Genomic DNA, 13206 nt, shown 5'->3' on the forward strand with positions numbered 1-13206 from the left:
GAATCGCGAGTTCGGGCGTCACCATTTCGTAGGATGTGCACCGCCTGAAGTGCGGGATACGGTCGTGGCGTGGCGTTTTTCGCGAGCTCCGAGGACGGTCGGCCTGCGTTGGTGGTCAGGTCGATCGTAGTTTTCGTCGCGGTGACGGTCTGGTGGCTGGTGCTGTATCGCGGGGCGGACATGGTGTTCGGCGCGGAGTACAGCCGGGGCCGTCATGTGGCGGCTGCGGTCGGTGCGACGCTGGGTACGGTGCCGTTGATCTATGCGGCGCGCCGGTTCCTCGATCGCCGGCCGTGGTCCGGGCTGGGATTGTCGTCGATCGGACGCGGTTGGCGCGCTTTCCTTTTCGGTGCCGCATGCTGGGGTATTCCCGCTTTTGTGTCCGCGGCCGTGATGATCTGGCTCGGCTGGGCCGAACTCACCGTGCGTGCGCCGGTACCGCAGACCCTGTTGGCGATCCTCGCGCTGCTTGCACTGGTACTGCTGTACGAGGCTTTTCCCGAGGAACTCATCTTCCGCGGATACTTCTTCGCCAACCTCCGCGAACGCTGGCCCACCGCCGCCACCGTCCTCGGACAAGCGGCACTGTTCACCGCATGGGGAGTTTTGATCGGCGCGGCAGGCTCCCTCGACCGAGCCCTGTTCTTCTTCGCATTCTCCGCTGTGCAGGGCGCACTGCGCGCCACCACCGGAAACCTATGGGCCTGCATAGGATTTCACACCACATTCCAAGTGACCACACAGTTCCTCGCCGGCAAATGGGACTACATAGACCTTGACGACCCCGACATGGCAGTCATCAGCTTGGCATTCGGTGTCATTCCGTTCACCAGCACGGCACTACTGCTGTGGCTGTATGCGCGGCAGCAGCGGCAGAGCTGATCGCCGAACCCTCCAGCGGCGTCGAATCCCGGAGCTGCGCAACAACAACGCCGGCTCGCAGCGGGCTAGCTGTCGGCGGGTTCCTGCTCTACCCGCGATGGCGGAATTCGCAACAGCTCGTGGAAGTGCATGGTGCACGCGAGAATCAGCTGCATGACTGGCCTTGTGCTCACGGCTGAACGGCGCACCGAGCTGGCGGCCCTCCTGGAAGACGAGCAGCGGCTACGCGCGGAGTATCCGAAGGTGGCGGACTACTTGGATACGGCTCCGCGATTGTCGGGTACCGGAGACGTGGGCGCTGACTCCGCGTTCGATCTGCGGCTTGTGCATTACCTGACGGGCGGTGAATCGCCAACGGGTAACCCGTATTGGGACATCGTCGGCCCGTCGGTGGCTGAGGACAACGGGTGCCGCAGGGTCAACGGTGGACGAACGAACGGAAGCGCGCGTCTCGGCTATGCACAGACAATCTTGCAGGAGACATACGCCTACGCCGTCCCGTCTCCGGAGACACTGCAATGGATCGAACGGTTCGCCCAAGGGCGCAGGTTATTAGAGCTGGGTGCCGGTCGTGGCTATTGGGCGTGGCAGCTGGCGCAGGCGGGTGTTGACGTGGCGGCTTTCGATTCCGAGCCGCCGGACCAGGTCGGGAACGTGTCATTTCCTGGAGCCGCCGGGCAGATGGATGTGTGGCACGACGTCGGTGACTTGGCGGCGTTCGCTGCGGAGACACTGCCGGAATGCGTTCTGTTCCTCTGCTGGCCTCCGGGCTGGGGCAGTCCGATGGCGTCCGAGGCACTGCGCGCGTTCGAGGAAGCGGGCGGGGAGCGGCTGGTCTTCATCGGGGAACCCGAGGGCGGCAAGACTGGCGACGCCGCATTCTTCGACCGACTGAACGCGGCATGGCATCTCGAATCGCAAGATCTTCAGCATGTTTCGTGGTGGAACCTGGCCGACATCGCCCAAGGATGGGTCCGGCGGCGCTGCGCAATCAAGAAACTGGACTAATCTGCGAACGAGAAAGGCCCCGACCAGATTCGCACTGGTCGGGGCCTTTTCCTGCGGTGCCCTCGGCAGGATTCGAACCTGCGGCCTTCTGCTCCGGAGGCAGACGCTCTATCCCCTGAGCTACGAGGGCGGGATAGCTTTCGATCGGTGGCGGGGAGCCGTCGATCGGGCGGGGAAAGCGTATCGCATCGGGTGCGGTTGGCCAAAAAGGGTGTTCGGGGGCGGGTCAGCTTTGCGGGAGCGGAGTGGCGCCGCGGGCGGTGAGCATGGTGGTGATGAGTTGGGCTTCGCCGCGCTGGGTTTTGTCCATGGTCTCGGCGAGGGTGCGCACGGCAGTGGTTTCGGCGTGCTCGGCGGCGTACTGGATCATCGGCAGCCCGCCCTGGTGGTGGCGCAGCATGAGTTGCAGGAAGAGGGTGTCGAGCTCGGGGCCGGTGGCTTGGCGGAGTGCGGCGAGGTCGGCGGGGGTGGCCATGCCTGGCATGGTGGGCATGGGGCCGGTCGCGGTCTCGGTGGTGCCGTTGTGTCCGTGGCCGGTCGGCTGCTCGTGCATCCAGCCCATGTAGCCGTCGATGCTCTGCGCGGGTTCGCCCCACAGCTGGAGCCAGCCCTGCATGCGACCGACCTGGTTCTGCTGGGTGGTCATGATGTCGTAGGCGAGGCGGCGCACGTCGGTGTCGGTGGAGCGGACCAGCACGACGCCGGCCATCTCGACGGCCTGTGCGTGGTGGGCCGACATGTCCTGGTTGAAGCCGACGTCGACGGTGCCGGGGTCCGGTTCGGACGAGCCGTCGAGCGGCAGTCGAATCAAGGTGCCGAGGGCGACACCGATCAGGATGGCCCCGATCAGGCCGAGGACGAGCAGTGCGGTGCGCTGGCGACGGACCTGCGCACCGAGGCCGGACTCGGTGGAGTCCGGCTCGACATCGGCGGCCACTAGCGCCCGGCCCCCGGCGCGGGAGCAGGCTGACCCGGCGCAGGTTGACCCGGCGCGGGCTGACCCGGCGCGGGCTGACCCGGCACCGGGCGCGGCGCTCCGGGCACCGGCGCGCCGGGCAGACCCGGCAGTCCGGGAACGCCGGGCACGCCCGGCAACCCGCCGGGCATCTCCGACGGGTCCGGCTGCAAGCCCTTGCCATCCATCGGCACCGCGTCCGGTCCGGGCGGCGTCGGGTCGAACGGCGGCGGGTTGTCGGTGTCGAACGCGATGGTCGAGCAGTCCGCGCCGACCTCCGGGTAGGTGTAGTTGTTCAGGCGCAGTGCCGTGATGAACTGGCCGACGCGCTTGTCCTGCGCGCTGTCCAGCTTGAGCTGATGCCCCCACGACTGCAGCGACACCGGGGTGTCCAAACCGGGATACGGCGACATCATCGAGTACGGCTTGCCCTGCACCTTGCTCTTCAGCGAGTCCAGACCGGCGGCGTCGACCTTGTCCGGGTTGTAGGTGATCCACACCGCACCGTGCTCGAGCGAGTGCACCGCGTTCTCCATCCGGATCGGCTTGTCGTAGACGACGCCGGTGCAGGTGGCCCAGGAGGCGTCGTGCGGTCCGCCGAACGCGGGGCTCTGGTCATAGGCGACCCGCTGGTTGGGGCCGATGTGCAGCCCCGCCGGGTATTCCTTCTTGACCACGCCCTCGATCGAGTCCGAGGGGTCTTTGCGCTCCGCGCTGGGTGTGAACTTCTCCAGGCTGGCCTTCTCCTGGTACTTGGGTACCAGGCTGTAGGCGAGCGCACCGATCAGTGCGATGATGACTACGGCCGCGCCGATGGCCAACCAGGGAATCTGACGATTCTTCTTGGGAAGTTGTCCTCGGCCGCCCCCTTTACGGGAGCCGGACAACTTGGCGGCGGCTTTGGCCGATTTGGCGCTGGGACTGCTCGGCATCGCTCGTTGTGCTCTCTCGACGTGATGGATCCGCGGGCTGCTGTGGGTTGCGGACGGTTCCGGCGCAGTGCCCACTCGAGGTGTACACCCGCCAAGACCATAGGATAGAGACTCGTGACTCCAGCTGACCTTGCAGATCTCCTTCGCGCTACTGCGGCGAAGGTGCTTGTCGAACGCGGACTGGACCCCGCGGTACTCCCCGACGAGGTCACTGTCGAGCGCCCCCGCAACCCTGAACACGGTGACTATGCCACGAATGTGGCGATGAAGGTCGCGAAAAAGGCAGGGACGAATCCGCGAGATCTGGCGATCTGGCTCGCCGACGCGCTGAGCTCCACCGATGAGGTGGCCTCCGCCGAGGTCGCCGGCCCCGGCTTCCTGAACATCCGGCTCGCCGCGTCCGCGCAGGGCGCGATCATCGAGCAGGTGCTCGCCGCCGGGACCGCGTACGGCAGCTCGGAGCTGCTGAAGGGCAGCCGGATCAACCTGGAGTTCGTCTCGGCCAACCCGACCGGTCCGGTGCACCTCGGTGGCACCCGGTGGGCCGCGGTCGGCGACGCGCTCGGCCGAATTCTGGCCACCCAGGGTGCCGAGGTGGTGCGCGAGTACTACTTCAACGACCACGGCGCGCAGATCGAGCGGTTCGCCAGGTCGCTGGTCGCGGCGGCCAGCGGTGCGCCGACCCCGGACGACGGCTACGCGGGCGCCTACATCGGCGAGATCGCGAGCACGATCGTGGCCGCGCACCCGGAGGCGCTGTCGCTGCCGGAGGACGAGCGGCAGGAACTGTTCCGCGCCGAGGGCGTCGAGCTGATGTTCGCGCAGATTCGTCAGTCGCTGCACGATTTCGGCACCGACTTCGATGTCTTCTTCAACGAGAGCTCGCTGTTCGAGTCGGGCGCGGTCGAGCAGGCCGTGGCGAAGCTGACCGAATCCGGCGATCTTTATGAAAAAGACGGCGCCTGGTGGATCGCCAGTTCCGAATACGGCGACGATCAGGATCGCGTTGTCATCAAGAGCGACGGTAAGCCCGCTTATGTCGCAGGCGATATCGCCTACTTCCAGAACAAGCGGGCCCGCGGTTTCGATCTCTGCATTTACATGCTCGGTGCCGACCATCACGGCTATATCGGTCGGTTGAAGGCGATCGCCTCGGTATCCGGCGAAGATCCGGCGACCGTCGAGGTGTTGATCGGGCAGATGGTGAATCTGCTCAAAAACGGTGTCGCCCTGAAAATGAGCAAGCGCGCGGGCACCGTGGTCACGCTGGAGGATCTGGTCGAGGCGATCGGTGTCGATGCCGGTCGGTACTCGCTGGTGCGCTCCTCGGTGAACTCCAGCATCGACATCGACCTGGACCTGTGGACCAGTCAGAGCAGCGAGAACCCGGTCTACTACGTGCAATACGCGCACGCGCGGACCGCGTCGATCGCGCGCAATGCCGCCGAGTTCGAATACGACAAGGTGACGCCGGATCTCGCGTTGCTGACCTCGGACGAAGAGGGCGAACTCATCCGCACCCTCGGCGAGTACCCGCGCGTGGTGACCAGCGCCGCGAGCCTGCGTGAGCCGCATCGGGTCGCGCGGTACCTGGAGGAGCTGGCCGGTACCTACCACCGCTTCCAGACCAACAAGAACCTGCGCGTGCTGCCCCTGGGGGACGAGCCCGTCAGCCCCACCAACGCCGCCCGGCTGGTGCTGGTCAACGCGACCCGTCAGGTCCTCGCGAACGGCCTCGCCCTGCTCGGCGTCAGCGCACCGGAGCGCATGTGAACGGGCACAAGGACTTTCAGACGAGCGCCAGGAGGGAAGACCTATCATGAGCGAGCGTAGCGAGCGAACCGAATACGCAGCTGCCTGTGCACTCGTGACGGAGCCGAGCGTCAGCGAGGTGGAGTCATGAGTGCGCACCCCGCCGGGCCTCGCCATGCCGAGATCCCGCACGCCCCCAATCTGGCGGAGCGCCCCCGCGATCCGCAGCAGATGATCGATCTGCCCGCGAACGTCTGGCCGCGCAACGCCGCCCGCGACGACGACGGCGTGGTGCGGCTGGCCGGTGTGCCGGTGCACGAGCTGGCCGCCGAATTCGGCACCCCGCTGTTCGTGGTCGACGAGGATGACTTCCGTTCGCGCTGCCGCGACATGGTGCGCGCGTTCGGCAGCAACGCGCGAGTTCACTACGCGTCCAAGGCTTTCCTGTGCGGCGAGATCGCCCGCTGGATCCGCGACGAGGGTCTGTCGCTGGATGTGTGCTCCGGTGGCGAGCTCGCGGTAGCCCTGCACGCAGGCTTCCCCGCTGAGCGAATTGCCTTGCACGGCAACAACAAATCCGCGACCGAACTCGAGGCGGCGGTGGCCGCCGGCGTCGGCCACGTGGTGGTCGATTCGCTGATCGAGATCGAACGTCTCGAAGCCATCGCGGGTCGTGCCGGGGTGGTGCAGGACGTGCTGGTCCGCGTCACCGTCGGCGTGGAAGCCCATACGCACGAATACATTTCGACCGCGCACGAGGATCAGAAGTTCGGCTTCTCGATCGCCGGCGGCGACGCCATGGAGGCGCTCGCTCGCGTCTTCGACGCGGACAACCTGCGCCTGGTCGGCCTGCACAGCCACATCGGTTCGCAGATCTTCGAGATCGACGGCTTCGAGATCGCCGCGCGCCGCATGCTGCGGTTGCTGCACGACGCCGTGGAGAAGTTCGGCGTCGACCGCACCTCGCAGATCTCGACGCTGGATCTCGGTGGCGGGCTTGGTATTTCGTACTTGCCGAGCGATGATCCGCCGCCGCTGGACGATTTCGCCGCGAAGGTGCTCGACCTGGTCGCCGCCGAGGCGGCGGCCATCGGCCTGCCGCAACCGAAGATCGCGGTGGAGCCCGGTCGCGCCATCGCCGGGCCCGGCACGGTCACCCTGTACGAGGTCGGCACCATCAAGGATGTCTCGCTCGACGGCGGCCTGCGCAGGCGCTACATCAGCGTCGACGGCGGCATGAGCGACAACATCCGCCCGGCGCTGTACCAGGCCGACTACGACTGCCGCCTGGTCTCCCGCTCCTCCGAGGCCGCGCCCGTGGTCGCGCGCGTCGTCGGAAAGCATTGCGAGAGTGGCGATATCGTCATCCGCGATACCTGGATGCCCGCCGATGTCGGCCCCGGCGATCTGGTCGCCGTCGCCGCGACCGGCGCGTACTGCTACTCGATGTCCAGCCGATACAACCAGCTGACCCGCCCTGCGGTCGTCGCGGTGCGTGACGGACAACCGCGACTCATTCTGCGCCGGGAAACGGTGGCGGACCTGCTCAGCTTGGAGGTTGATTCATGACTAGTCTCGCTCAGAACACTTGGGGGAGAGATCAGCCGATCGGCGTCGCGGTCCTCGGCATGGGCAATGTCGGCACCGAGGTCGTGCGGATTCTGCGTGATCACTCCGAAGACCTGCGCTCGCGCGTCGGTGCGCCGGTGGTGCTGCGCGGCGTCGCCGTCCGCAATCCGGACAACGACCGCGGCCTGCCCGCACACCTGCTGACCACCGACGCCGACGCGTTGGTCGCCCGCGACGACGTCGACATCGTGGTCGAGGTGATCGGCGGCATCGACCCGCCGCGGCGGCTCATCCTGGCCGCGCTGAACGCGGGCAAATCCGTGGTGACCGCGAACAAGGCGCTGCTGGCCGACTACACCGGCGAACTCGCCGCGGCCGCCGAACGCAACCGCGCCGATCTCTACTTCGAGGCCGCGGTCGCGGGTGCCATCCCGGTGGTCCGCCCGCTGATCCAGTCGCTGGCCGGTGACCGCGTCAACCGGGTCGTCGGCATCGTCAACGGCACCACCAACTTCATCCTCTCCGCGATGGACGAGACCGGCGCCGACTACGAGGTCACCCTGAAAGAGGCCACCCGCCTCGGTTACGCGGAGGCCGACCCGACCGCCGACGTGGAGGGCTACGACGCCGCCGCCAAGGCCGCCATCCTGGCCTCGCTCGCGTTCCACACCAGGGTGACCGCCGCCGACGTCTTCCGCGAGGGCATCTCCAAGATCAGCGCGGAGGATCTGGAGACCGCGTCCGCGCTGAACTGCACGGTCAAGTTGCTCGCCATCTGCGAGCGGGTCGCCGCGGGACCGGGCGAGCCGACCGTGGCCGAGGGCGGCAAGGAGCGCGTCTCGGTGCGCGTCTACCCGGCGCTCGTGCCGCGCAAGCACCCGTTGGCCGCCGTGAGCGGCGCCTTCAACGCGGTCGTCGTCGAGGCGGAGAACGCGGGCAGGCTGATGTTCTACGGACAGGGCGCCGGTGGCGCACCGACCGCCTCCGCGGTGCTCGGCGATCTGGTGATGGCCGCGCGCAACAAGTTCTACGGTGGTCGCGCTCCGGGCGAATCGGTTTATGCTGAGCTACCGATCGCGCCGATCGGCGATACACCCACCCGCTACCACGTGAACCTGCAGGTAGCGGACCGCCCCGGGGTCCTGGCCGCGGTGGCGGGTGAATTCGCCAAGCACGGGGTGAGCATCTCGACCGTCCGCCAAGAGGGGCACGGCACGGGTGCTCGCTTGGTCGTGGTTACCCACCACGCCGTGGAATCAGCGCTCGCGGACACCGTTGCCGCTTTGGCGGAAATGGACTCCGTCACCTCGATTACCAGCGTTCTGAGATTGGAAGGCACCGAAGAATGAGTACGACTGGCGTGGCGCCGCAAGCAGGAGTGCACTCCCGCTGGCCGGGTCTGATCGCGGCCTACCGCGATCGGATCGCGGGTGCGGCCGAGTGGGAGCCGGTCACCCTGTACGAGGGCGGTACGCCGCTGGTGCCCGCACCGCATCTGTCCGAATTGACCGGATGTGAGGTATATCTCAAGGTCGAGGGGCTGAACCCGACCGGCTCGTTCAAGGACCGCGGCATGACCGTGGCGATCACCGACGCCAAGTACCAGGGCCAGCGGGCGGTGCTGTGCGCCTCCACCGGCAACACCTCGGCATCCGCCGCGGCCTACGCGACTCGCGCCGGCATGACCTGTGCCGTGCTGATCCCGCAGGGCAAGATCGCCATGGGCAAGCTGGCGCAGGCGGTCATGCTGGGCGCCAAGATCATTCAGGTGGACGGCAACTTCGACGACTGCCTGGAGCTGGCGCGCAAGGTCACCTCGGACTTCCCGAGCATCGGCCTGGTGAATTCGGTGAACCCGGCCCGCATCGAGGGGCAGAAGACCGCGTCGTTCGAGATCTGCGACGTGCTCGGCAAGGCGCCCGACGTGCACGCGCTGCCGGTGGGCAACGCGGGCAATATCACCGCGTACTGGCGCGGCTACCGCGAGTACTACGCCGACGGCATCACCACCCAGCTGCCGCGCATGCTCGGCGTGCAGGCCGCAGGGGCCGCGCCGCTGGTCAACGGCGCCCCGGTGAGCAACCCGGAGACCATCGCGACGGCCATCCGGATCGGCGCGCCCGCATCCTGGAACGGTGCGATGGCGGCCAAGGAGGAGTCCGGTGGCGCCTTCCGCGCCGCCACCGACGACGAGATCCTGGAGGCCTACCGCCTGATCGCGGCGACCGAGGGCGTGTTCGTCGAGCCCGCGTCGGCGGCCAGCGTCGCAGGCCTGCTCGCCGCGCACAAGGAGGGCTGGCTGGACTCCGGCCTGACCGTCGTGTGCACCGTCACCGGCAACGGACTCAAGGACCCGGACACCGCGCTGCTGGGAATGCCGCAGGTCCAGGCGATTCCGGTCGACCCGGTCGCGGTCGCCGCCGAACTAGAGCTGGCCTGAGTTGGATTCGCGCGACGGCCAAGTGTCGGTGCGGCCACGGACCGCCAGCATGAATCGCACGCTGCCCGCCGGTCTTTCGGTGACCGCGCGGGTGCCCGCGTCCAGCGCGAACCTCGGTCCCGGGTTCGATTCGCTCGGCATGGCATTGGGGATCTACGACGAGATCGACGTGCGCACTACCGATTCCGGGCTCAACATCCGGGTCGAGGGTGAGGGCGCCGACGATGTCCCCTGGGGCCCTTCGCATCTCGTGGTGCGCGCGATCGAGCGCGGACTCGAGTCGGCGGGTGTCTGGGCGGACGGCCTCGAGGTCGTGTGCCGCAACGTGATTCCGCATTCGCGCGGGCTCGGCTCCTCGGCCTCGGCCGTGGTCGGCGGGCTGGCCGCGGGGTGCGCCATCGCGGCGAAGTTCGATCCGGCCCTGGCCACCTCCGCCGACCAATTGGTGCAGCTGGCAGCGGAATTCGAAGGTCATCCGGACAACGCGGCGGCCAGCGTGCTCGGCGGCATCGTGGTGTCCTGGACCGAGACCGATCGCGCCGCCGACATCGGCCGGGACGGGGTGCCGGTAGCCGAGCACCACGGCCGGGTCTACCGGGCGGTGCGGCTGGACGCGCACCCGTCGCTGCGGCCGATCGTGCTCATTCCGGAGGAACGCTCCTCCACCGCGCACACCAGGGGTTTGCTGCCCGAGGTGGTGCCGCACGGCGACGCCGCGTTCAACGTCAGCCGGGCCGCGCTGGCGGTGGTCGCCCTGACCCAACGGCCCGACCTGCTGATGCCCGCGACCGCTGATCGGTTGCACCAGGCTCAGCGCGCACCCGCGCTCCCGCTGACCACCAGCTGGATTTCCCGGCTGCGGGCGGCGGGTATCGCGGCCACCGTCTCGGGGGCCGGTCCGACCGTACTTGCCCTCGGTACCAGCGAATTCCCTGCCGAACTCCGTGAACTCGCGGCGATCGACGGGTTGCGCGTGGTCGAACCAGGACTGGCCGATGGAGTCCTGATCGACTGACGGCGCGTCTGGCTTGCCGAGATTCCCAATGGGCAGCTATCCTGAGCGAGTCCGTACATCGTGCGCATCAGACGCCGGTGCTTCATCAGGGCAATCGCTCCAGCAGGCTCCAGGCTCGAGCCTCCAGGCCATGGGGGTGCTGCGTAGCTGCGCAACTGGAATGATCTCTCCCACCTCACACCACCGGTGGCGAAGCGGACGGACGCATCCGAGTCCGGCAGAATGCCCGGACTGCGGGACGAACCCTCGAAACAGCACACGGCAATCGGGGGAAGGAAAGGATTTCCGTGACAGATACGGACCTGCTCGCGACACCCGGGGTGGAATCCAACCCAACATCTCCGGGGGACCGCGAAAGTGACTCCGGACAGATTTCGAAGATGAGCGAACAAACCGACGTCGCACGATCGGGGCTGACTGGAATGTTGTTGCCGCAGTTGCGCGCGCTCGCGGGGGAGCTCGGTATCCGAGGCACCTCCGGAATGCGCAAAGGCGATTTGATCGCCGCCATCAAGGAAAATCAGGCCGGAAAACCGGTAAAGGGTGAAAAGCCCGAAGGGGGACAGGCCAAGTCCGCGGTTTCCGCCAAGGCCGATACACCCGATAATTCGGAAGCGCCGGCCAGTCGGCCTGCGTCCGCCCGGGCAGAGCAGGGCACCCTCGACGTGGCGACCGCCCCGGCGAAGGAAACTCCGGTCGCCGAGGCAACTTCCCCGGTCAAGGAATCCGCTCCCGCGGACTCGGCTCCGGCCGAGGCCCCCGCGTCCAGCACGGCCGAGTCCACCGAGGATTCCGGCCGCGAGGCTGGTCAGCGTGGTCGTGGTCGGCAGCGGCGCGGCCGTGACCAGGCGCGATCCGGCGGCGGCGAGACCGCGACGGCCGATGCGCGTGGTGACGAGCCGAAGCAGGATGCCGAACATGGCGAGCGGCGCCGTGAGCGCAACCAGTCCGGTGAGCGCAATCAGGGCGAGCGCAACCAGTCCGGTGAGCGCAATCAGGAGCGCGGTCAGTCGGGCGAGCGTAATCAGGGCGAGCGCGGCCAGTCGGGCGAGCGTGGTCAGGGTGAGCGCGGCCAGTCCGGTGAGCGTGGTCAGGGTGAGCGCGGCCAGTCCGGTGAGCGCAACAACCAGAACGGCAACGGCGGCAACGCCGGCGGCCGGAACAACGACCGCAACAACGCGCGCAACAACAACGACGACGACGAAGAAGGCGGTCGCGGCAGGCGGGGACGCCGATTCCGTGAGCGGCGTCGTGGTCGTGACCGCGAGCCGGGCACCGGTGGCGGCGAGGCACGCGAGCTCGAGATCCGCGAAGACGACGTGTTGCAGCCGGTCGCGGGCATCCTCGACGTGCTGGACAACTACGCCTTCGTCCGGACCTCCGGCTACCTGGCCGGCCCGAACGACGTCTACGTCTCGATGAACCTGGTCCGCAAGAACGGCCTGCGCCGCGGTGACGCGATCACCGGTGCGGTGCGGGCCCCGCGCGACGGCGAGCAGAGCAACCAGCGCCAGAAGTTCGATCCGCTGGTGCGGCTGGACACGGTCAACGGTGGTGAGGTAGAGGCGGCCAAGCGGCGCCCCGAGTTCAGCAAGCTCACCCCGCTGTACCCGAATCAGCGGCTGCGGCTGGAAACTCAGCCCAACAAGCTGACCACTCGCGTCATCGACCTGATCATGCCGATCGGTAAGGGCCAGCGCGCCCTGATCGTCTCGCCGCCGAAGGCCGGTAAGACGACGATCATGCAGGACATCGCCAACGCCATCGCCATCAACAACCCCGAGGTCTACCTCATGGTCGTGCTGGTCGACGAGCGTCCGGAAGAGGTCACCGACATGCAGCGTTCGGTGAAGGGTGAGGTCATCGCCTCCACCTTCGACCGGCCGCCGTCAGACCACACCTCGGTCGCCGAGCTCGCCATCGAGCGGGCCAAGCGACTGGTGGAGATGGGCAAAGACGTTGTGGTGCTGCTCGACTCGATCACTCGATTGGGCCGCGCGTACAACAACTCTTCGCCCGCCTCGGGCCGAATCCTGTCCGGTGGTGTCGATTCCACCGCGCTGTACCCGCCCAAGCGGTTCCTCGGCGCGGCGCGCAATATCGAGAACGGTGGCTCGCTCACCATTATCGCGACCGCGATGGTGGAGACCGGTTCGACCGGTGACACCGTCATCTTCGAGGAATTCAAGGGCACCGGTAACGCGGAGCTCAAGCTGGACCGCAAGATCGCGGAACGGCGCGTGTTCCCCGCGGTGGACGTCAACCCGTCCGGTACTCGTAAGGACGAGCTACTGCTCAACCCGGACGAGGCCGCGGTGCTGCACAAGCTGCGCCGCGTACTGTCCGGCCTGGACTCGCACCAGGCGATCGATCTGCTGATCGACCGCCTGAAGAAGTCCAAGAACAACCTGGAGTTCCTGATGCAGGTCAGCAAGACCGCGCCGGGCGCTCTGGACGAGTAGGTTCGCCAGTTGTACTGCCGAAAGGGCCTCGCTGTTGCGGGGCCCTTTCGGCGTACGGGGGCAGAAGAACATGAGACCGATGATCGCCGCGCCGCTGATCATGAAACCGAGAATGATCGCCGAGGTGCCCACCGCACTCCCCTCCGGAGCGGTGTTCGGAGCCTCGTAATAGACGGCGATTCCCGGTGCGG

At 67.4% G+C, this 13206-nt stretch carries 10 protein-coding genes and 1 tRNA gene; 8 read left to right on the forward strand and 3 right to left on the reverse strand.

What is annotated here, in order from left to right:
- Positions 1 to 69 precede the first annotated feature (69 nt).
- The gene (locus DMB37_RS26950) at positions 70 to 882 is read left to right on the forward strand and encodes a CPBP family intramembrane glutamic endopeptidase (RefSeq protein ID WP_240771666.1); all 813 of its coding nucleotides are present in this window, start codon (positions 70 to 72) and stop codon (positions 880 to 882) included.
- A 129-nt stretch (positions 883 to 1011) separates the two neighbouring features.
- The gene (locus DMB37_RS26955; protein ID WP_240771667.1) at positions 1012 to 1890 is read left to right on the forward strand and encodes a hypothetical protein; all 879 of its coding nucleotides are present in this window, start codon (positions 1012 to 1014) and stop codon (positions 1888 to 1890) included.
- Positions 1891 to 1947: 57 nt separating this feature from the next.
- Here DMB37_RS26955 and DMB37_RS26960 read toward each other — a convergent pair.
- The 3 genes from DMB37_RS26960 to DMB37_RS26970 form a co-directional block, all read right to left on the reverse strand.
- Positions 1948 to 2020: transfer RNA gene (locus DMB37_RS26960), tRNA-Arg, on the reverse strand.
- 96 nt (positions 2021 to 2116) lie between these two features.
- Positions 2117 to 2827, reverse strand: a complete 711-nt coding sequence (locus DMB37_RS26965) for a DUF305 domain-containing protein (protein WP_135235060.1) — start codon at positions 2825 to 2827, stop codon at positions 2117 to 2119.
- Positions 2827 to 3777: a DUF3105 domain-containing protein gene (locus tag DMB37_RS26970; protein ID WP_135235061.1), complete on the reverse strand. Its 951-nt coding sequence runs from the start codon at positions 3775 to 3777 to the stop codon at positions 2827 to 2829. Before DMB37_RS26970 ends, DMB37_RS26965 begins: the two co-directional genes overlap by 1 nt.
- Positions 3778 to 3891: 114 nt before the next feature.
- Here DMB37_RS26970 and argS point away from each other — a divergent pair, with 114 nt between their 5' ends.
- From argS to rho, 6 genes are all read left to right on the forward strand, one after another.
- Positions 3892 to 5550, forward strand: a complete 1659-nt coding sequence (gene argS, locus DMB37_RS26975) for an arginine--tRNA ligase (protein WP_135235062.1) — start codon at positions 3892 to 3894, stop codon at positions 5548 to 5550.
- Positions 5551 to 5676: 126 nt separating this feature from the next.
- Entirely contained in the window at positions 5677 to 7098 is a 1422-nt protein-coding gene (gene lysA / locus DMB37_RS26980; RefSeq protein ID WP_135235063.1) for a diaminopimelate decarboxylase, read from the forward strand.
- Positions 7095 to 8447, forward strand: a complete 1353-nt coding sequence (locus tag DMB37_RS26985) for a homoserine dehydrogenase (RefSeq protein ID WP_135235064.1) — start codon at positions 7095 to 7097, stop codon at positions 8445 to 8447. The genes lysA and DMB37_RS26985 overlap by 4 nt, the downstream gene beginning before the upstream one ends.
- Positions 8444 to 9538: a threonine synthase gene (thrC, locus tag DMB37_RS26990; protein ID WP_135235065.1), complete on the forward strand. Its 1095-nt coding sequence runs from the start codon at positions 8444 to 8446 to the stop codon at positions 9536 to 9538. The genes DMB37_RS26985 and thrC overlap by 4 nt, the downstream gene beginning before the upstream one ends.
- A 49-nt stretch (positions 9539 to 9587) precedes the next feature.
- Complete coding sequence (gene thrB, locus DMB37_RS26995) at positions 9588 to 10553, forward strand: homoserine kinase (protein WP_135235066.1); 966 nt, start codon at positions 9588 to 9590, stop codon at positions 10551 to 10553.
- 287 nt (positions 10554 to 10840) lie between these two features.
- Positions 10841 to 13015 (forward strand): transcription termination factor Rho, encoded by a 2175-nt coding sequence (rho, locus tag DMB37_RS27000; protein WP_135235067.1) that lies wholly within the window; start codon positions 10841 to 10843, stop codon positions 13013 to 13015.
- The last annotated feature ends 191 nt before the right edge of the window (positions 13016 to 13206 follow it).

The organism is Nocardia sp. CS682, assembly GCF_004634405.1.
GTDB classification, from domain to species: Bacteria; Actinomycetota; Actinomycetes; order Mycobacteriales; family Mycobacteriaceae; genus Nocardia; species Nocardia ninae.